This window comes from Streptomyces sp. HM190 (genome assembly GCF_009857135.1).
Lineage (GTDB): Bacteria > Actinomycetota > Actinomycetes > Streptomycetales > Streptomycetaceae > Streptomyces > Streptomyces heilongjiangensis.
On record NZ_CP047318.1, the window covers coordinates 2,095,964 to 2,114,715 of the forward strand.

At 72.8% G+C, this 18,752-nt stretch carries 14 protein-coding genes and 1 pseudogene; 7 read left to right on the forward strand and 8 right to left on the reverse strand.

Translation table 11 applies throughout. The features are described from left to right. Positions 1-7 precede the first annotated feature (7 nt). The gene (locus GSY65_RS08735) at positions 8-916 is read right to left on the reverse strand and encodes an SDR family oxidoreductase (protein WP_159766781.1); all 909 of its coding nucleotides are present in this window, start codon (positions 914-916) and stop codon (positions 8-10) included. A 188-nt stretch (positions 917-1,104) separates the two neighbouring features. Beyond that, positions 1,105-1,836 (reverse strand): annotated as a pseudogene (locus tag GSY65_RS08740) (SDR family oxidoreductase); the annotation flags it as partial. A gap of 53 nt (positions 1,837-1,889) precedes the next feature. On the opposite strand from GSY65_RS08740, the gene GSY65_RS08745 reads away from it, so the two are divergent. The 4 genes from GSY65_RS08745 to GSY65_RS08760 are packed head-to-tail and all read left to right on the forward strand — an operon-like array spanning position 1,890 to position 5,452. Next, positions 1,890-2,696 carry an enoyl-CoA hydratase family protein gene (locus tag GSY65_RS08745; RefSeq protein WP_236579720.1) on the forward strand — a complete coding sequence of 269 codons (807 nt, stop codon included), beginning with the start codon at positions 1,890-1,892 and terminating at the stop codon, positions 2,694-2,696. Next, entirely contained in the window at positions 2,689-3,537 is an 849-nt protein-coding gene (locus GSY65_RS08750; RefSeq protein WP_159766782.1) for a CoA transferase subunit A, read from the forward strand. The genes GSY65_RS08745 and GSY65_RS08750 overlap by 8 nt, the downstream gene beginning before the upstream one ends. After that, the gene (locus GSY65_RS08755; protein WP_159766783.1) at positions 3,534-4,385 is read left to right on the forward strand and encodes a CoA-transferase subunit beta; all 852 of its coding nucleotides are present in this window, start codon (positions 3,534-3,536) and stop codon (positions 4,383-4,385) included. Before GSY65_RS08750 ends, GSY65_RS08755 begins: the two co-directional genes overlap by 4 nt. After that, the gene (locus GSY65_RS08760) at positions 4,385-5,452 is read left to right on the forward strand and encodes an NAD(P)H-dependent flavin oxidoreductase (protein WP_159766784.1); all 1,068 of its coding nucleotides are present in this window, start codon (positions 4,385-4,387) and stop codon (positions 5,450-5,452) included. Before GSY65_RS08755 ends, GSY65_RS08760 begins: the two co-directional genes overlap by 1 nt. 87 nt (positions 5,453-5,539) lie before the next feature. Here the strand turns inward: GSY65_RS08760 and GSY65_RS08765 are convergent, their stop codons facing one another. From GSY65_RS08765 to GSY65_RS08775, 3 genes are read right to left on the reverse strand one after another with little or no spacing between them, the layout of a single operon-like run. Next, a complete protein-coding gene (locus tag GSY65_RS08765) occupies positions 5,540-6,697 on the reverse strand; it encodes an acetyl-CoA C-acetyltransferase (protein ID WP_159766785.1) in 1,158 nt (385 codons plus the stop codon). A 33-nt stretch (positions 6,698-6,730) separates the two neighbouring features. Next, positions 6,731-7,345: a TetR/AcrR family transcriptional regulator gene (locus tag GSY65_RS08770; RefSeq protein ID WP_055540542.1), complete on the reverse strand. Its 615-nt coding sequence runs from the start codon at positions 7,343-7,345 to the stop codon at positions 6,731-6,733. Between the two features lie 14 nt (positions 7,346-7,359). Continuing rightward, entirely contained in the window at positions 7,360-8,145 is a 786-nt protein-coding gene (locus tag GSY65_RS08775; protein ID WP_159766786.1) for an SDR family oxidoreductase, read from the reverse strand. 68 nt (positions 8,146-8,213) lie between these two features. Here GSY65_RS08775 and GSY65_RS08780 point away from each other — a divergent pair, with 68 nt between their 5' ends. Together GSY65_RS08780 and GSY65_RS08785 are read left to right on the forward strand one after the other, a co-directional pair. Further along, positions 8,214-9,353: an acyl-CoA dehydrogenase family protein gene (locus GSY65_RS08780; RefSeq protein ID WP_159766787.1), complete on the forward strand. Its 1,140-nt coding sequence runs from the start codon at positions 8,214-8,216 to the stop codon at positions 9,351-9,353. Continuing rightward, positions 9,353-10,321 carry an acyl-CoA dehydrogenase family protein gene (locus GSY65_RS08785; RefSeq protein WP_159766788.1) on the forward strand — a complete coding sequence of 323 codons (969 nt, stop codon included), beginning with the start codon at positions 9,353-9,355 and terminating at the stop codon, positions 10,319-10,321. The genes GSY65_RS08780 and GSY65_RS08785 overlap by 1 nt, the downstream gene beginning before the upstream one ends. A gap of 63 nt (positions 10,322-10,384) precedes the next feature. Here the strand turns inward: GSY65_RS08785 and GSY65_RS08790 are convergent, their stop codons facing one another. Next, a complete protein-coding gene (locus GSY65_RS08790) occupies positions 10,385-11,122 on the reverse strand; it encodes a vWA domain-containing protein (RefSeq protein ID WP_159766789.1) in 738 nt (245 codons plus the stop codon). Between the two features lie 220 nt (positions 11,123-11,342). On the opposite strand from GSY65_RS08790, the gene GSY65_RS08795 reads away from it, so the two are divergent. Beyond that, positions 11,343-12,272: a rhomboid family intramembrane serine protease gene (locus GSY65_RS08795; RefSeq protein WP_159766790.1), complete on the forward strand. Its 930-nt coding sequence runs from the start codon at positions 11,343-11,345 to the stop codon at positions 12,270-12,272. 165 nt (positions 12,273-12,437) lie between these two features. On the opposite strand, the gene GSY65_RS08800 is transcribed toward GSY65_RS08795, so the two are convergent. Together GSY65_RS08800 and gltB are read right to left on the reverse strand one after the other, a co-directional pair. Continuing rightward, entirely contained in the window at positions 12,438-13,898 is a 1,461-nt protein-coding gene (locus GSY65_RS08800) for a glutamate synthase subunit beta (protein WP_159766791.1), read from the reverse strand. Then, positions 13,891-18,495 (reverse strand): glutamate synthase large subunit, encoded by a 4,605-nt coding sequence (gene gltB / locus GSY65_RS08805; RefSeq protein ID WP_159775719.1) that lies wholly within the window; start codon positions 18,493-18,495, stop codon positions 13,891-13,893. The genes GSY65_RS08800 and gltB overlap by 8 nt, the downstream gene beginning before the upstream one ends. Positions 18,496-18,752 lie beyond the last annotated feature (257 nt).

The window sequence follows — 18,752 nt, forward strand, 5'->3', positions numbered from 1 at the left end:
CTGGTGGTCACGTGCCGTAGGTCCGGCCCGGGGTCCTGGACTCCGACAGGAGTTTCAGGGTGGTCTCGCCTGCCTCCCTGGGGGTCCAGCGGGAGGGGCGGGTGGCCGTGGGACCGGGGTGCCAGCCCTCCATGACCGTGATGCGGCCGCCCTCCGTCTCGAAGACACGGCCGGTGACCCCGGCGGCGGTGGAGCCCAGCCACACCACCAGGGGGGACACGTTCTCCGGGGCCATCGCGTCGAAGCCGGTGCCGGGCGCGGCCATCGTCTCGGCGAAGACCCGTTCCGTCATCCGCGTGCGGGCCGCGGGGGCGATCGCGTTGACGAGGACGCCGTAGCGGCCCAGTTCCGCCGCCGCGACCAGGGTGAGGCCGATGACGCCCGCCTTGGCCGCGCTGTAGTTGCCCTGGCCGACGGAGCCGAGGAGGCCGGCGCCGCTGCTCGTGTTGATGACACGCGCCTCGGGCCGGCGGCCCTGCTTCGCCTCGGCCCGCCAGTGCAGGGCGGCGTGCTTCAGGGGGAGGAAGTGGCCCTTGAGGTGGACGCGGAGGACGGCGTCCCAGTCGTCCTCGTCGAGGTTGACGAGCATGCGGTCGCGCAGGAAACCGGCGTTGTTGACCAGTGTGTCGAGGCGTCCGTACGTGTCCAGGGCGGTGCGGACGAGGGACGCGGCCCCGTCGGTGGTGGCGACGTCCCCGCCGTGGGCGGTCGCCTCCCCTCCGGCGGCGCGGATCTCGTCGACGACCCGGGCGGCGGGGCTGTCGGGGTCCGGGGTGCCGTCCAGGCCCACGCCGAGGTCGTTGACGACGACACGGGCGCCTTCCGCGGCGTACGCGAGGGCGTGTGCGCGGCCCAGTCCGCGCCCCGCGCCGGTCACGATCACCACGCGCCCCTCGCAGAGTCGCCCTCCGCTCATCGTCCGCCTCCTCGGGTTCTGTCGCTGTCGTCGGCACTGTCACCGTCGGGCCTGCCGTCGTCGGCACTGCCGTCGTCGGCACTGCCGTCGTCGGGCCTGCCGTCGTCGGCACTGCCGTCGTCGGGCCTGTCGTCGTCGGGTGTCGCCCCGCGGGGGTCGCGCGGCGCGTGCGGGTCGGTGCCGCCGCCCCGGTCCGGGGTCGCCGCCGCCAGGAACGCCGGGCTTTCTCCGCCGCCGTGGAGCAGCAGGGACGCCCCGGTGATGTACGCCGCCGCGTCGGACGCGAGGAAGACGGCCGCCCCTCCGACGTCCGAGGGGTCGGCGAGGCGGCCGAGGGGGACCGTGCGGGCGACGGCCGCGACGCCGTGCTCGTCGCCGTAGTGGAGGTGGGACAGCGCGGTGCGGACCATGCCGAGGACGAGGGTGTTGACGCGGATGTCCGGGGCCCACTCCACGGCCATGGAGCGGGCGAGGTGTTCCAGTCCGGCCTTGGCGGCGCCGTACGCGGCGGAGCCGGGCGAGGGGCGGCTGCCGCTGACGCTGCCGATCATCACGATCGAGCCCCGCGACCGCCTCAGGTGCGCGTGCGCGGCGAGGGAAACGGTCAGGGGCGCGGTGAGGTTGAGGTCGATGACGCGGGCGTGGCGGCGGGCGTCGGTGCCGGTGAGCGGCCGGTGGGGTGTGCCGCCCGCGTTGTTGACGAGGACGTCGAGGCGGGGCAGGCCGTCGAAGAGGGCCTGGACGGCGTCCGGGTCGCGGACGTCGACCGGCAGGAACTCGGCGCCCTTGAGCGGTGCCTCGGGCGGGCGGCGGGCGCAGATCACGACGTCGGCGCCCGCCTCGGCGAAGGCGCGGGCGATGCCGGCGCCGACGCCGCGTGTGCCGCCGGTGACGACGGCGAGCTTCCCGTTGAGCTCCATCCGCTGCTACCTTCCACCAAACAAACGTTAGGTGGAAGGTAGCTGATGCTCCCATGGGTGTCTCCACCTCGTCCCCGGAAAAGGGGACGGTTCTCGTCACGGTCGACTTCCCGCCGGTGAACGCCCTGCCGGTGCGGGGGTGGTTCGAGCTGGCCGAGGCGGTGCGCGCGGCGGGGCGTGATCCGGCGGTCGGGTGTGTGGTGCTCGCGGCGGAGGGACGCGGGTTCAACGCGGGCGTCGACATCAAGGAGATCCAGACGGCGGGGCGGGGCGCGCTGATCGGCGCCAACCAGGGCTGCGCGGCGGCCTTCGCGGCGGTGTACGAGTGCGAGGTGCCCGTGGTGGCGGCGGTGCAGGGGTTCTGCCTGGGCGGCGGGATCGGTCTGGTCGGGAACGCGGACGCGATCGTGGCGAGCGAGGACGCGACGTTCGGGCTGCCCGAGCTGGACCGGGGGGCGCTCGGGGCGGCGACGCATCTGGCGCGGCTGGTGCCGCAGCACCTGATGCGGGCGCTGTTCTACACCGCGCGCACGGCGACCGCGGCGGAGCTGCGGGCGCACGGCTCGGTGTGGCGGGTGGTGCCGCGGGACGGTCTGCGCGCGGCCGCGCTGGAGCTGGCGGCGGAGATCGCCGCGAAGGACGGGGGGCTGATCCGGCTGGCCAAGGCCGCCCTCAACGGCATCGACCCCGTCGACGTGCGGCGCAGTTACCGCTTCGAGCAGGGCTTCACCTTCGAGGCGAACCTCAGCGGGGTCGCCGACGAGGTCCGCGGCGCCTTCGGCAAGGGGAGCAGGCGGAGCAGTCAGCGCAGGGAGAGCAGGCGGAGCGGAGAGAGCGGGAAGGGGGGCGCGGATGAGTGACAAGACCATGACCGCCGAGGAGGCCGTGGCACGGCTGGAGAGCGGGATGACCCTGGGGATCGGAGGGTGGGGGTCCCGGCGCAAGCCGATGGCTCTGGTGCGAGCACTGCTCCGTACGGAGATCACCGATCTCACGGTCGTCTCGTACGGCGGTCCGGACGTGGGGATGCTCGCCGCCGCCGGACGGATCCGGAAGCTGGTCGCCGCGTTCGCCACGCTCGACTCCATCCCGCTGGAGCCTCATGTCCGCGCGGCGCGCGAACGCGGGACGTTCGCGCTGACGGAGGTCGACGAGGCGATGTTCATGTGGGGCCTGCACGCCGCCGCGAACCGTCTGCCCTTCCTGCCGGTGCGGGCGGGCATCGGCTCGGACGTGATGCGGGTCAATCCCTCCCTGCGGACCGTCACCTCGCCCTACGCCGACGGGGAGACCTTCGTCGCGATGCCCGCCCTGCGCCTGGACGCCGCGTTCGTGCACGTCAACCGGGCCGACCGGCTCGGCGACGGCCAGTACCTCGGCCCGGACCCCTACTTCGACGACCTGTTCTGCGAGGCGGCCGACACCGCGTACGTCTCCTGCGAGCGGATCGTGGACACGGCCGAGCTGACCAAGGAGGCGGCGCCGCAGTCGCTGCTGATCAAGCGGCATGTGGTGACGGGCGTGGTGGAGGCGCCGAACGGGGCGCACTTCACGTCCTGCGCGCCGGACTACGGGCGGGACGAGCCGTTCCAGAAGCGGTACGCGGGCACGGCGTGGCCGGAGTTCGCCGCACGGTTCCTCACCGGCGACGAACACGCCTACCAGGCGGCCGTGCGCACCTGGCGCGAGGAGGAGGCATGAGCGGAGACGGCACCGGCGGAGACACCGGGGGCGGAGGGGGCACGCTCAGGTCAGGCACGAGCGGGGCCGACGCGGTCAGGTCAGGCACGAGCGGGGCCGACGCGGTCGGGGCCGGCACGAGCGGGGTGACCCGGGCCGAGTACTGCGTGATCGCGTGCGCCGAGGCGTGGCGCGGGGCCGGGGAGATCCTCGCCAGCCCCATGGGGCTCGTCCCGTCGCTGGGCGCCCGCCTCGCCCGGCGGACGTTCGCACCGGACCTGCTGCTCACCGACGGCGAGGCGCTGCTCGTCGGCCCGGACGGCACCGTCGAGGGGTGGCTGCCCTACCGGCAGCACCTGGCCCTGGTCACCGGCGGCCGGCGGCACGTGATGATGGGCGCGAGCCAGATCGACCGGTACGGCAACCAGAACATCTCCTGCGTCGGCGACTGGGCCCGCCCGCGGCGCCAGCTCCTCGGGGTGCGCGGCGCACCGGTCAACACCTTGAACAACGCGACCAGTTACTGGATCCCCCGGCACTCCCGGCGGGTGTTCGTGGAGAAGGTCGACATGGTGTGCGGGGTGGGGTACGACCGGGCCGCCGCGCATCCCGCGACCGCCCGCTTCCACCGGCTGCCCCGCGTCGTGTCCGACCTCGGGGTGTTCGACTTCGCCACCCCCGACCACGCGATGCGGCTGGCCTCGCTGCACCCGGGGGTCACCGTCGAGCAGGTGGCGGAGGCCACCGGGTTCGCGCTGGTCGTACCGGAGGAGGTGCCGTACACGCGGGAGCCGTCGGCGGAGGAGCTGCGGTTGATCCGTGAGGTGCTCGACCCGGGGAACGCCCGCGCGGGGGAGGTCCGGGGGTGATGGACACCGCCCTGACCCGGCTCGTGGGCGTCCGCCATCCGATCGTGCAGACCGGGATGGGCTGGGTCGCCGGGCCCCGCCTGGTGTCCGCCGCGGCCGAGGCGGGCGCCCTCGGCGTCCTGGCGTCCGCGACGATGAGCCCGCGGCGGCTGCGGGACGCCGTACGGGAGGTGAGGTCCCGCACGCAGGCGCCGTTCGGGGTGAATCTGCGGGCCGACGCCGGGGACGCCCGGGAACGGGTGCGGATCATCGTCGAGGAGGGCGTCCGGGTGGCGTCGTTCGCGCTCGCGCCGTCCAGGGAGCTGATCGCCGAGCTGAAGGACGCGGGGGTGGTCGTCATCCCGTCGGTGGGGGCCCGGCGGCACGCCGAGAAGGTGGCGGCGTGGGGCGCGGACGCGGTGGTCGTGCAGGGCGGGGAGGGCGGCGGGCACACCGGTGACGTGGCGACGACCGTGCTCCTGCCGCAGGTCGTGGACGCGGTGGGGATCCCCGTCGTCGCCGCGGGCGGCTTCCACGACGGGCGGGGGCTGGTCGCCGCGCTCGCGTACGGGGCGGCCGGCGTCGCGATGGGCACGCGGTTCCTGCTGACCTCGGACTCGACGGTGCCCGACGCGGTGAAGGCCCGCTATCTCGCGGCGACCGTCAGGGACGTCACCGTCACCCGGGCCGTGGACGGGTTGCCGCACCGCATGCTCCGCACGGAGTTCGTGGCGGCCCTGGAGCGGTCCGGCCGGGCCCGGGCCCTGCTGCACGCGGTGCGCCACGCGGCCGGCTTCCGCCGGGTCTCGGGGCTGACCTGGCGCGGCATGATCCGGGACGGGCTCGCGATGCGGCGCGGCAAGGACCTCACCTGGAGCCAGGTCCTGCTCGCCGCGAACACCCCGATGCTGCTGAGGGCCGCGATGGTCGACGGCCGGACGGACCTCGGTGTCATGGCCTCCGGGCAGGTCGCCGGGGTCATCGGCGACCTGCCGTCGTGCGCGGAGCTGGTGGGCCGGATCATGGAGGAGGCGGAGGAGACCCTGACGAGGCTGGCCGCAGCGGGGCGGTCCGGGCCCGACCGGTGACCGGGGTCGCGGGCCGCCGCCCGGCCGCCCCGCGACGGGCCGCGACGGGCCGCGACGGGCCGCGACGGAAGGCCGGGCCCGCGTGTCTCACAACCGTTCGATGACGGTCACGTTCGCCTGGCCGCCGCCCTCGCACATGGTCTGCAGGCCGTAGCGGCCCCCGGTGCGCTCCAGTTCGTGCAGGAGGGTCGTCATGAGCCTGGCGCCGGTCGCGCCCAGCGGATGTCCGAGGGCGATGGCGCCGCCGTTGACGTTGACCTTCTCCGGGTCGGCGCCCGTCTCCTTCAGCCAGGCGAGGACGACGGGTGCGAACGCCTCGTTGATCTCGACGAGGTCGATCGCGTCGAGGCGGAGGCCGGCCTTCTTCAGGGCGTACGCGGTCGCCGGTATCGGCGCGGTCAGCATCCGGATGGGGTCCTCGCCGCGCACGGACAGGTGGTGGACGCGGGCGCGCGGGGTGAGCCCGTGCTCCTCGACGGCCCGCTCGGAGGCCAGCAGCAGCGCGGCGGCGCCGTCGGAGACCTGGGAGGAGCAGGCGGCGGTGACGGTGCCCCCGTCGATGACGGGTTTCAGCGCGGCCATCTTCTCCAGGGAGGTGTCGCGGCGCGGCCCCTCGTCGACGCTCACGTCCCCGTAGGGCACGGTCTCCCGCTCGAAGCGGCCCTCGTCGAGGGCCCGTACGGCCCGCCGGTGGGAGCGCAGGGCGTACTCCTCCTGGTCGCGGCGGGTGATGCCCCATGTGGCGGCGATCATCTCGGCGCCGGCGAACTGGTTGACGGGCCGGTCCCCGTAGCGGGCGCGCCAGCCCTCGCTGCCGGCGAACGGGCCCTCGGTGAGGCCGAGGGGCACGGCGGCCTGGCGGGAGGCGAAGGCGATGGGGACCATCGTCATGTTCTGGACGCCGCCGGCGACGACGAGGTCCTGGGTGCCGGACAGGACGGCCTGGGCGGCGAAGTGCACGGCCTGCTGGGAGGAGCCGCACTGCCGGTCGACGGTGGTGCCCGGCACCTCCTCGGGCAGTCCGGCGGCCAGCCAGCTGGTGCGGGCGATGTCGCCGGCCTGGGGTCCCACGGTGTCCAGGCAGCCGAAGACGACGTCCTCCACGGCGGCGGGGTCCACGCCCGCCCGCGCGACGAGCGCCGTCAGCACATGCGCGCCGAGGTCGGCCGGGTGCACCGTGCCGAGCCCTCCTCCGCGCCGCCCGACGGGTGTACGGACCGCTTCGACGATATAGGCCTCGGCCATGGCGACTCCCGGACTCTGGGCTTGAGTTGGTGGTCAGGTACGTACGGCGATCCCGTCCAGCACCATCGACAGGTACTGCCGGGCGATCTGCTCCGGGCTGTACTGCCCGCCGGGCCGGTACCAGGAGGCGGCGACCCAGACGGTGTCGCGCACGAACCGGTAGGTGACCTTCGTGTCCAGGTCGGCCCGGAACTCCCCCTCGGCGACCCCGCGTTCCAGCGTGGACAGCCAGGTCTGTTCGAACTTGCGCTGTGACACCTCCAGGAACCCGAACCGGCGTTCCTGCGCGATCAGTTGCTTGGCCTCGTTCTGGTAGATCTCGACGGCGGCGCGGTGCCGGTCGATGGCCAGGAACGACTCGGTGACCAGGGACCGGAAGGTCTCGCTGGGCCCCAGTCCGGCGGCCAGGACGGTGTCGTACTGCTCCCAGAGCTCGTCGAGGAAGGTCCGCAGGATCTCCTCGAGCATCGCGTCCTTGGAGTCGAAGTAGTAGTAGAGGCTGCCCGCGAGCATGCCCGCGTCGTCCGCGATCCTGCGGACGGTGGTGGCGTTGTACCCCTGCTCGGCGAAGACCTCGGCCGCCCTGTCGAGGAGTTCACGACGGCGGGCGGGGGCGGCGGTCACCTGGGGCTTCTTCTTGGTCGGCACGCTGTTCATTGTCCTCAAGGGTGCTGGCTGCTGACGGACACGACCTCGCCCGTCAGGTAGGAGGAGTAGCCGGACGCGAGGAACACGATCACGTTGGCCACCTCCCAGGGTTCGGCGTACCGCCCGAGGGCCTCGCGTGCGGTGAGTTCCGCGAGCAGGTCGGGGGTGGTCACCTTCGCGAGGTGCGGGTGCATGGCGAGGCTGGGCGACACGGCGTTGACGCGCACCCCGTACGCGGCGGCCTCGACGGCCGCGCAGCGGGTCAGCGCCATCACGCCGGCCTTCGCCGCCGCGTAGTGCGCCTGCCCGGCCTGGGCGCGCCAGCCGACGACGGAGGCGTTGTTGACGATCACGCCGCCGGTCCCCCGCAGGTGCCGCAGGGCGGCCCGGGTGCAGCGGAACGTGCCGTTGAGGGTCACGTCGAGCACCTTGGACCACTGCTCGTCGGTCATGTCGACGAGGTCGCAGGTGCCGCCGAGGCCGGCGTTGTTGACGACGACGTCGAGGCGTCCGTGCAGGTGGACGGCCGTGTCGAACAGGGCCCGCACCTGGTCCTCGTCGGTCACGTCGCACGCCGTCGCGGCGACCGCGTCCGCGCCGAACTCCCCGGCCAGCCGGGCCTCGTGCTCCTTGAGCCGGCGGGGGTGCGCGTCGCTGATCAGGACGCGGGCGCCCTCCTCCAGGAAGCGACGCGCGGTCGCCCCGCCGATGCCCGTGCCGGCCGCCGCGGTGACGACGGCGGTACGGCCGCGCAGGAGGCCATGGGCGGGTACGTAGGCCGCAGGCTCGACGTTCGTCATGAGGGCACGCTAACCTACCAAACACTTGTTAGGGAAGGTTGGGTGCTTGCCCGGAGAGAGGTGACCCCGTGGACCTCACCCGTTCCCCCGCCGACGAGGCGTTCCGTGCCGAGGCCCGTGCCTGGCTGCGGGCGCACGTGCCGTCCGTTCCGCTGCCCTCCCTGGAGACCGAGGAGGGCTTCGCCGCCCACCGCGCGTGGGAGGCCGAACTGGCCGCCGACCGCTGGTCGGTGGTGAACTGGCCGGCCGCCTACGGGGGCCGGGACGCGGGTCTGGCGCGCTGGCTGATCTTCGAGGAGGAGTACCACGCGGCGGGCGCCCCCGGCCGGGTCGGGCAGAACGGCGTCAACCTGCTCGCTCCGACCCTGTTCGACCACGGTACGCAGGAGCAGCGGGCGCGCGTGCTGCCGCCGATGGCGTCGGGTGAGGTGGTGTGGGCTCAGGCGTGGTCGGAGCCGGAGGCCGGTTCGGATCTTGCCTCGCTGACCTCGCGTGCGGTGCGCACGGACGGCGGCTGGCTGCTCCGGGGCCAGAAGACCTGGTCGTCGCGCGCGGCCTTCGCGGACCGCGCGTTCGGGCTGTTCCGCAGCGAGCCGGGCACCGCGAAGCCGCATCAGGGGCTGACGTACCTGATGTTCGACCTGCGTGCGCCCGGGGTGACGGTCCGCCCGATCGGCCGCCTCGACGGGAAGCCGGCCTTCGCGGAGCTGTTCCTGGACGATGTGTTCGTCCCGGACGAGGACGTCGTCGGCGAGCCGGGGCAGGGCTGGCGGATCGCGATGTCGACGGCCGGCAACGAGCGCGGGCTGACGTTGCGCTCCCCCGGCCGTTTCCTCGCCTCCGCGGAGCGGTTGCGCGACCTGTGGGAGGCCCGGGGCCGCCCGGCGGCGGCCCGTGACCGGGTGGCCGACGCGCTGATCGGTGCCCGCGCCTACGAGCTGTTCACCTGGGCGAGCGCCTCCCGCTTCCTCGACGGCGGGTCCCTGGGCCCGGAGTCCAGTCTCAACAAGGTGTTCTGGTCGGAGTACGACATCGGCCTGCACGAGACGGCGCTGGAACTGCTGGGCGAGGAGGGCGAGTTCGCGGACACCGACTGGTCCGAGGGCTATGTCTTCTCCCTGGCGGGCCCGATCTACGCCGGCACCAACGAGATCCAGCGGGACATCGTCGCCGAGCGCCTGCTGGGGCTGCCGAGGGGGCGTCGCTGATGCGTTTCCTCCTCGACGCCGAGCAGCGGGCGTTCGCCGCCTCGCTGGACGCGATGCTGACGGCCGCGGACACCCCGGCGGTCGTGCGGGCCTGGGCCCGTGGGGAGCGTGCGGCGGGGCGGGCGTTGTGGGCGCGGGTCGCGGGGGCCGGCGTGTTCGCGCTGGCGGCGCCCGAGGCGTACGAGGGGGTGGGCCCGCTGCCCGTCGAACTGGCGGTCGCTTTCGTGGAGTTGGGGCGGCACGTGGTACCGGGCCCGCTCGTGGAGACGGTGGCGGCCACGGTGCTCCTCGCCGGGCTGGACGATCCGGGCCCGGCGAAGCGGCTGCTCCCGGCTCTGGTGTCGGGGGAGGCGATGGCCACGGTCACGCCGCCGGGGTCGTCGTACGCGCTGGACGGTGACGCGGCGACCACCCGGCTGTCCCTGAGCGGGTCCGGGCTGCGGCTGTGCCCCGGTCACGGCCCGGTCCGCCCGTCCCTGGACCCGGCGCGCCGCCCGACGCCCCTCTCCCCCGGCGGTGAACTCCTCGCCACCGATGCGCCCGTCGCCCGAGCGGTCCTGTGGGCGCGGCTCGCGGTCGCCGCGCAGGCCCTCGGCGTCGGCCTCGCCCTCCTGGACAGGACGGTGGCGTACGTGCGGCAGCGCACCCAGTTCGGGGTGCCCGTCGGCTCGTTCCAGGCGGTGAAGCACCGGCTGGCCGACGCGAAGGTGGCCCTGGAGTTCGCGCGCCCGCTGGTGTTCGGCGCGGCGGTCACCCTGGACCCGGCGGACGTGGCCGCCGCCAAGGTCATGGCCTGCGAGGCGGCGTACCGGGCCGCGCGCACGGCGCTGCAGTCGCACGGCGCGATCGGCTACACCGCGGAGTACGACCTGTCGCTGTGGCTGACCAGGGCCCGTGCGCTGCGGTCGGCGTGGGGGTCGCCGGACGCCTGCCGGGAGACGGTGCTCAGCGGTGGGCGCCGCCGGTGAGCCGCGGGCGCTCCTGCGGGGCCGGTTGATGACGCCGGTCGCACGGCCGTGAGGCACCCGGTGTCACGTCCCGGCGGACCGCTGGGCGACGATCCCCCGCGCCCGCGCCTGCACCAGCCACTTCGGGAACTCGCCCAGCAGCCGGTCGTACAGGTCCGCGTCGGACAGCGCGCCGGGATCCGAACCGGCGTGGAAGAAACCGGCGTTGTCGACGACCCGCTTGCCGGGCACGGCCAACTCGTCGAGCCGGCGCAGGAAGTCGAACTGCCGGCTGTCCGGGTCCCCGAAGCCGATGAACTGCCAGAACAGGGGCAGCCGCGCGGCCTTGCACACGTACCGTTCGGCGGCGAGCCTGCTGGTGGGGCCGCCGTCCGTCTGGAACACCACGAGGGCGGGGTCCTCGGCGCCGCAGTCGAGGTAGTGGTCGATGACCGCGTCCATGGCCACGTGGTAGTCGGTCCTCCCCATGTGCCCGAGCCCGGACACGATCCGCTCGATCCGGCCGCGGTGGTCGGCGAGCCCGATCTCCGTGACGGCGTCGACGCCGGTGGAGAAGAAGACGACCGGCACGATCCCGTCGTCGTCGAGCTGCGCGGACAGCCCGAGCACCCGGTCGGCGAGGGCCTGCACGCTGCCGTCCTTGTAGTACGGCCGCATGGAGCCGCTGTGGTCGACGACGAGGTACACGGCGGCCCGCTGTCCGCGCAGCCCGTGCCGGTCGAGGGAGGCCCCGGCGGCCTTGTAGAGGTCCACGAGCGCGGGGGCGGTCTCCCGCACCTTGCTGAGACTGATCGCGGGCATGCGGGCCCTCCTGGCGTACGGGGTCGACGGGCCCCCGAGGCTACGGCGTGAGCAGGCCGTGAGCGACGGGATCGTCCCGAACACCCCCCTGATGCCCTCCAACGCCCCTGCACGCGCCCCCATGCGCCTCCCCGCCATCCTTCACCCCCGATCGTTCGCTATTTTGTTCGCCGCCGTCCTCACCGGCTCGTCATCAGTCCGCACCCCCAAGGAGCCGGCCGTGGAACCCGAGTCCCCGTCGTCGTCCGAGCCCACCGTCACCACCTGCTACCGCCACCCCAAGGTGGAGGCGTACGTCCGCTGCACACGCTGCGACCGCTTCATCTGCCCCGACTGCATGCACGAGGCGGCCGTGGGCCACCAGTGCCCCGAGTGCGTGAGGGACGGCGCCCGGAGCGTCCGTCAGGCCCGCACCGCCTTCGGCGGCCGGATCTCCGCGGTGCCGCTGGTGACGTACGTCCTCATCGGCCTCAACGTCCTCGCCTACCTCGCGGAGGTGGTCCGCCCGTCGGTCGTGGACGACTTCGCGGTGCTGGGGCGGGGCCTCGCCGGGCCGGACGGCCTGCACTACGTGTGGCAGGCCGTCTACCCGTCCGGCTTCCATCCCGAGGGCGTCGTCGACGGCGAGTGGTACCGCCTCCTCACCGGGGCGTTCCTCCATCTCCCGCCCGCCGAGGGCACGTTCGGCGTCCTCCACATCGTGATGAACATGGTCACGCTGTGGAACGTCGGCCGGATCGTCGAGGCCCAGCTGGGAGGCGTCCGCTACCTCGCCCTCTACCTCCTGTCCGCGCTCGGCGGTTCGGTGCTGGTCCTCCTCCTCGCCCCGGACGCCCGTACGGTCGGCGCCTCCGGCGCGCTCTTCGGTGTCTGCACCGCGTACTACGTCCTCGCCCGCCGCCTCGGCGCCGACCCCCGCGGCATCAACCGCTTCATGGCGGGCCTGCTGATCTGGCTGGTGCTCTCGGCGGTCGTCACCTCCTGGCAGGGGCACCTCGGCGGCCTCCTCACCGGCGGCCTCATCGCCCTCGCCTACGCCTACGCCCCCCGCGACCGCCGCCGTGTCCTCGTCCAGGCGAGCGCCTGCGCGGTGGTCCTCACGCTCCTGCTGGTGCTGGCGGTGGGCAAGGTCGCGGCGATGACGGGCTGAGCGCGCGGGCGCGCCGCCCCGGCGCGTCCGCACATGCGACAGCGCCTGCCCAGTCGTCCGGTCGGGGACTGGCGGGCAGGCGCCATCAGGTGTTCCGTACGCCGTTGTACGGGACGTATGGGGGGTGACCCGGAGGTCACCCGGTGGGTGCGGTCGGTGCGGTGGTCAGACCGTCAGAGCGCGGTCCGTCGGGCGGATCGGGGCCGGCAGGTCGCTCGCGCCCGTCAGGAAGCGGTCGCAGCCGCGGGCGGCCGAGCGGCCCTCCGCGATCGCCCACACGATGAGCGACTGGCCGCGGCCCGCGTCACCGGCGACGAAGACGCCCGGCACGTTGGTCTGGAAGTCGGCGTCGCGGGCGATGTTGCCGCGCTCGTCGAGCTCCAGGCCGAACTGCTCGACCAGGCCGTTCTCCCGGTCGGTGCCGGTGAAGCCCATCGCGAGGGTGACCAGCTGGGCGGGGATCTTCCGCTCCGTGCCCGGCTTCTGCGTCAGCTTGCCGTCGACGAACTCGACCTCGACGAGGTGCAGCCACTGGACGTTGCCGTCCTCGTCGCCCTCGAAGTGGGTGGTGGAGACGGAGTAGACCCGCTCGCCGCCCTCCTCGTGCGCGGAGGTGACCTTGTAGAGCATCGGGAAGGTCGGCCACGGCTGGTGCGGGGCACGCTCCTCGCCCGGCTTCGGCATGATCTCCAGCTGGGTGACGGAGGCCGCGCCCTGGCGGTGGGCGGTGCCCACGCAGTCCGCGCCGGTGTCGCCGCCGCCGATGACCACGACGTGCTTGCCCTCGGCCGTGATGGGGGGCGCCACGAAGTCGCCCTCCTGCACCTTGTTGGCCAGCGGCAGGTACTCCATGGCCTGGTGGATGCCGTTCAGCTCACGGCCGGGCACCGGCAGGTCGCGCGCGGTCGTGGCGCCGGCGGCGATCACGACGGCGTCGTACCGCTTCTTCAGGTCGGTCGCCTTCAGATCGCGGCCGATCTCGATGCCCGTGCGGAAGCGGGTGCCCTCCGCGCGCATCTGCTCGATGCGGCGGTTGATGTGCCGCTTCTCCATCTTGAACTCGGGGATGCCGTAGCGGAGCAGACCGCCCACGCGGTCGGCACGCTCGTACACGGCGACCGTGTGACCGGCCCGCGTCAGCTGCTGCGCCGCCGCGAGACCCGCCGGGCCGGAGCCGATGACCGCGACCGTCTTGCCGGACAGGCGCTCCGGGGCCTGGGGCGCGACGTCGCCGCTGTCCCACGCCTTGTCGATGATCGAGACCTCGACGTTCTTGATGGTGACGGCCGGCTGGTTGATGCCGAGCACACACGCCGACTCGCACGGGGCCGGGCAGAGGCGGCCCGTGAACTCCGGGAAGTTGTTGGTGGCGTGCAGGCGCTCGGAGGCGGCCGCCCAGTCCTCGCGGTAGGCGTAGTCGTTCCACTCGGGGATGAGGTTCCCCAGCGGACAGCCGTTGTGGCAGAAGGGGATGCCGCAGTCCATGCAGCGGGACGCCTGCTTCGAGATGATCGGCAGCAGCGAACCCGGGACGTAGACCTCGTTCCAGTCCTTCAGGCGGACGTCGACGGGCCGGGACTTGGCGACCTCGCGGCCGTGGTTGAGAAAGCCCTTGGGATCAGCCATTGGTCGCCGCCTCCATCATCTTCTCGGTGATCTCGGTCTCGGAGAGACCGGCTCGCTCGGCGGCGTCCTTGGCGGCGAGCACTGCCTTGTACGTGCTGGGGATGATCTTGCTGAAGCGGGTCACGGCCTCGTCCCACTCCGCGAGCAGCTTCCCGGCGACCGTGGAGCCGGTCTCCTCGGCGTGGCGGCGCACCACGTCGTGCAGCCACTGCTTGTCGGTGTCGTCGAGCGCCTCGACGGCGTCCACGTTGCCGACGTTGACGTTGTCGCGGTCGAGGTCGATGACGTACGCGACGCCGCCGGACATACCGGCCGCGAAGTTGCGGCCCGTCTCGCCGAGGACGACCGCGTGACCGCCGGTCATGTACTCGCAGCCGTGGTCGCCCACGCCCTCGGAGACGACCAGCGCGCCGGAGTTGCGGACGCAGAACCGCTCACCGGTACGGCCGCGCAGGAACAGCTCGCCGCCGGTCGCGCCGTAGGCGATGGTGTTGCCGGCGATCGTCGAGTACTCGGCGAGGTGGTCGGCGCCGCGGTCCGGGCGGACGATGACCCGGCCGCCGGAGAGGCCCTTGCCGACGTAGTCGTTGGCGTCGCCCTCCAGGCGCAGCGTGACACCGCGCGGGAGGAAGGCGCCGAAGGACTGGCCCGCGGAACCGGTGAAGGTGATGTCGATGGTGTCGTCGGGCAGGCCCGCGCCGCCGAACTTCTTCGTCACCTCGTGGCCGAGCATGGTGCCGACCGTGCGGTTGATGTTGCGGACCTTGACCTGGGCGCGCACGGGCTGGGCCTCGGTCGCGTCGGAGGCGGCCAGGGCGTCCGCGGCGAGCTTGATCAGCTCGTTGTCGAGCGCCTTCTCCAGGCCGTGGTCCTGCTCGATCAGCTGGTGGCGCACCGCGCCCTCGGGCAGCTCGGGCACGTGGAACAGCGGCTCCAGGTCCAGGCCCTGCGCCTTCCAGTGGTCGACGGCCCGCTCCACGTCGAGGACCTCGGCGTGGCCGACGGCCTCCTCGATGGAGCGGAAGCCCAGCTCGGCCAGGAGTTCGCGGACCTCCTCGGCGATGAACCGGAAGAAGTTCACGACGTACTCGGCCTTGCCGGAGAACCGGTCGCGCAGGACCGGGTTCTGGGTGGCGATGCCGACGGGGCAGGTGTCGAGGTGGCAGACGCGCATCATGACGCAGCCGGACACGACGAGCGGCGCGGTCGCGAAGCCGAACTCCTCGGCGCCGAGCAGAGCGGCGACGACCACGTCACGGCCGGTCTTCAGCTGGCCGTCGGTCTGCACGACGATGCGGTCGCGCAGGCCGTTGAGCAGCAGGGTCTGCTGGGTCTCGGCGAGGCCGAGCTCCCAGGGGCCGCCCGCGTGCTTCAGGGAGGTCAGCGGGGAGGCGCCGGTGCCGCCGTCGTGACCGGAGATGAGCACGACGTCCGCGTGGGCCTTGGACACACCGGCCGCGACCGTGCCGACGCCGACCTCGGAGACCAGCTTCACGTGGATGCGGGCCTGCGGGTTGGCGTTCTTGAGGTCGTGGATCAGCTGCGCAAGGTCCTCGATGGAGTAGATGTCGTGGTGCGGCGGCGGGGAGATGAGGCCCACGCCCGGCGTCGAGTGACGCGTCTTCGCGACCCACGGGTACACCTTGTGGCCGGGCAGCTGGCCGCCCTCACCGGGCTTGGCGCCCTGGGCCATCTTGATCTGGATGTCGTCCGCGTTGACCAGGTACTCGGAGGTCACACCGAAGCGGCCGGAGGCGACCTGCTTGATGGACGACCGGCGCGCCGGGTCGTACAGGCGCTCGGGGTCCTCGCCGCCCTCACCGGTGTTGGACTTGCCGCCCAACTGGTTCATGGCGATGGCGAGGGTCTCGTGCGCCTCCTGGGAGATGGAGCCGTACGACATGGCGCCGGTCGAGAACCGCTTGACGATCTCGGAGACCGGCTCGACCTCGTCGAGGGGGATCGGCTGCCGGTCCGACCGGAAGCCGAACAGGCCGCGCAGCGTCATCAGCCGCTCGGACTGCTCGTTCACCCGCTCGGTGTACTTCTTGAAGATGTCGTAGCGGCCCGCGCGCGTGGAGTGCTGGAGGCGGAAGACCGTCTCCGGGTCGAACAGGTGCGGCTCGCCCTCGCGGCGCCACTGGTACTCGCCGCCGATCTCCAGGGCGCGGTGCGCCGGGGCGATGCCGGAGGCGGGGTACGCCTTGGCGTGGCGGGCGGCGACCTCCTTGGCGATGACGTCGATGCCGACGCCGCCGATCTTGGTGGCGGTGCCGTTGAAGTACTTCTCGACGAAGTCGTCGGCGAGGCCGACGGCCTCGAAGACCTGGGCGCCGCGGTAGGAGGCCACGGTGGAGATGCCCATCTTCGACATGACCTTCAGGACGCCCTTGCCGAGGGCGTAGATCAGGTTGCGGATGGCCTGCTCGGGCTCGATACCGGACAGGAACGTCCCGGCGCGGACGAGGTCCTCGACGGACTCCATCGCCAGGTACGGGTTGACGGCGGCGGCGCCGTAGCCGATCAGCAGGGCGACGTGGTGGACCTCGCGGACGTCGCCGGCCTCGACCAGCAGGCCCACCTGGGTGCGCTGCTTGGTGCGGATGAGGTGGTGGTGGACGGCCGCGGTGAGCAGCAGCGACGGGATCGGCGCGTGCTCGGCGTCCGAGTGGCGGTCCGACAGGACGATCAGCCGGGCGCCGTTCTCGATGGCGGCGTCGGCCTCGGCGCAGATCTCCTCGATACGCGCGGCGAGGGCGTCACCGCCGCCGGAGACCCGGTACAGGCCGGAGAGCGTGGCGGCCTTCATGCCGGGCATGTCGCCGTCGGCGTTGATGTGGATGAGCTTGGCCAGCTCGTCGTTGTCGATCACCGGGAAGGGCAGGGTGACGCTGCGGCACGACGCGGCGCTCGGCTCCAGGATGTTGCCCTCGGGGCCCAGCGAGGAGCGCAGCGAGGTGACGAGCTCCTCGCGGATGGCGTCCAGCGGCGGGTTGGTGACCTGCGCGAACAGCTGGGTGAAGTAGTCGAACAGCAGCCGGGGGCGGGAGGACAGCGCGGCGATGGGCGAGTCGGTGCCCATGGAGCCGATCGGCTCGGCGCCGGCCTTGGCCATCGGCGCGAGGATGACGCGCAGCTCCTCCTCGGTGTACCCGAAGGTCTGCTGGCGGCGGGTGACCGAGGCGTGGGTGTGCACGATGTGCTCGCGCTCGGGCAGGTCGGACAGCTCGATCTCGCCGGCCTCCAGCCACTCCGCGTACGGGTGCTCGGCGGCGAGGCCGGCCTTGATCTCGTCGTCCTCGATGATGCGGTGCTCGACGGTGTCGACGAGGAACATGCGGCCGGGCTGCAGGCGGCCCTTGCGGACGACCTTCGCGGGGTCGATGTCGAGGACGCCGACCTCGGAGCCGAGGACGACGAGGCCGTCGTCGGTGACCCAGTAGCGGCCGGGGCGCAGTCCGTTGCGGTCGAGGACCGCGCCGACCTGACGGCCGTCGGTGAAGGTGACGCAGGCCGGGCCGTCCCAGGGCTCCATCATCGTGGAGTGGAACTGGTAGAAGGCGCGGCGGGCCGGGTCCATGGAGTCGTGGTTCTCCCACGCCTCCGGGATCATCATCAGCACGGAGTGCGGCAGGGAACGGCCACCGAGGTGGAGCAGTTCCAGCACCTCGTCGAAGGACGCCGAGTCGGAGGCGTCCGGCGTACAGATCGGGAAGATCCGCTCCAGCTTGTCCTGCGGGCCGAACAGGTCGGAGGCGAGCTGGGACTCGCGGGCGACCATCCAGTTGCGGTTGCCCTTGACCGTGTTGATCTCGCCGTTGTGCGCGACGAAACGGTACGGGTGGGCGAGCGGCCACGACGGGAAGGTGTTCGTGGAGAACCGGGAGTGCACGAGCGCGATCGCGGAGGCGAAGCGGCGGTCGGACAGGTCCGGGAAGAAGGGCTCCAGCTGGCCGGTGGTCAGCATGCCCTTGTAGACGATGGTCCGCGCGGACAGCGACGGGAAGTAGACGTCGACCTCGCGCTCGGCGCGCTTGCGCAGCACGAACGTCTTGCGGTCGAGGTCGATGTCGGTGGCGGGCACCGCGGCGCCGTCGGTGACGAAGACCTGACGGAAGGCGGGCATCGTCGAGCGGGCCGTGGCGCCGAGCAGCTCGGGCGCGACGGGCACCTCGCGCCAGCCGAGGACGGTCAGGCCCTCCTCGGCGGCGATGGCCTCGATGCGGGCGGCCGCGTCGTCGGCTCCGTCCTGCGGCAGGAAGGCGATGCCGACCGCGTAAGCGCCGGCCTCGGGCAGCTCGAATCCGGCCACCTCACGGAAGAAGCCGTCGGGCACCTGGGAGAGGATGCCGGCGCCGTCGCCGGAGTCCGGCTCGGAGCCGGTGGCCCCGCGGTGTTCCAGGTTGCGCAGAACGGTGAGCGCCTGCTCGACCAGCGCATGGCTCGCCTCGCCGGTGAGGGTGGCCACGAAGCCGACGCCACAGGCGTCGCGCTCGTTGCGGGGGTCGTACATACCCTGCGCAGCAGGGCGAGCATCCATGAAAGACCACTTCTGGCCATTCGCGGAGTGCTGGGACGGCTGGCGCGGCGTACGCATCGGCTCTCCCGTCGTCGTCATGTGGCATGTGCAGTTGCCGAGGGACGACGTTGGCCCTCTGCGCGGAGTGCAAAATTTCGTGCAGGTTACATGATGGAGCGGTTCTCGGGAACCGGGATAGTTCGTTCCACCATGCGGACGCCGGGGCGCTGAGCGGGTGCGGCACGCGGTGGCGGGAGGCAGGGGGAGCCAGCCGGACAGATCCATGTCCTTCGACTCGATGTGCGGGGGGCGTCGTCGCTCCCTGCGGCAGGGTG

Bases quoted from the DNA above. Each gene is read 5' to 3' on its own strand.
- GSY65_RS08775 (WP_159766786.1), bottom strand. From the start codon at position 8,145: ATGACGAACGTCGAGCCTGCGGCCTACGTACCCGCCCATGGCCTCCTG.
- GSY65_RS08745 (WP_236579720.1), top strand. From the start codon at position 1,890: ATGGGTGTCTCCACCTCGTCCCCGGAAAAGGGGACGGTTCTCGTCACG.
- gltB (WP_159775719.1), bottom strand. From the start codon at position 18,495: ATGCGTACGCCGCGCCAGCCGTCCCAGCACTCCGCGAATGGCCAGAAG.
- GSY65_RS08800 (WP_159766791.1), bottom strand. From the start codon at position 13,898: ATGGCTGATCCCAAGGGCTTTCTCAACCACGGCCGCGAGGTCGCCAAG.
- GSY65_RS08785 (WP_159766788.1), top strand. From the start codon at position 9,353: ATGCGTTTCCTCCTCGACGCCGAGCAGCGGGCGTTCGCCGCCTCGCTG.
- GSY65_RS08760 (WP_159766784.1), top strand. From the start codon at position 4,385: ATGGACACCGCCCTGACCCGGCTCGTGGGCGTCCGCCATCCGATCGTG.
- GSY65_RS08750 (WP_159766782.1), top strand. From the start codon at position 2,689: ATGAGTGACAAGACCATGACCGCCGAGGAGGCCGTGGCACGGCTGGAG.
- GSY65_RS08765 (WP_159766785.1), bottom strand. From the start codon at position 6,697: ATGGCCGAGGCCTATATCGTCGAAGCGGTCCGTACACCCGTCGGGCGG.
- GSY65_RS08735 (WP_159766781.1), bottom strand. From the start codon at position 916: ATGAGCGGAGGGCGACTCTGCGAGGGGCGCGTGGTGATCGTGACCGGC.
- GSY65_RS08755 (WP_159766783.1), top strand. From the start codon at position 3,534: ATGAGCGGAGACGGCACCGGCGGAGACACCGGGGGCGGAGGGGGCACG.
- GSY65_RS08790 (WP_159766789.1), bottom strand. From the start codon at position 11,122: ATGCCCGCGATCAGTCTCAGCAAGGTGCGGGAGACCGCCCCCGCGCTC.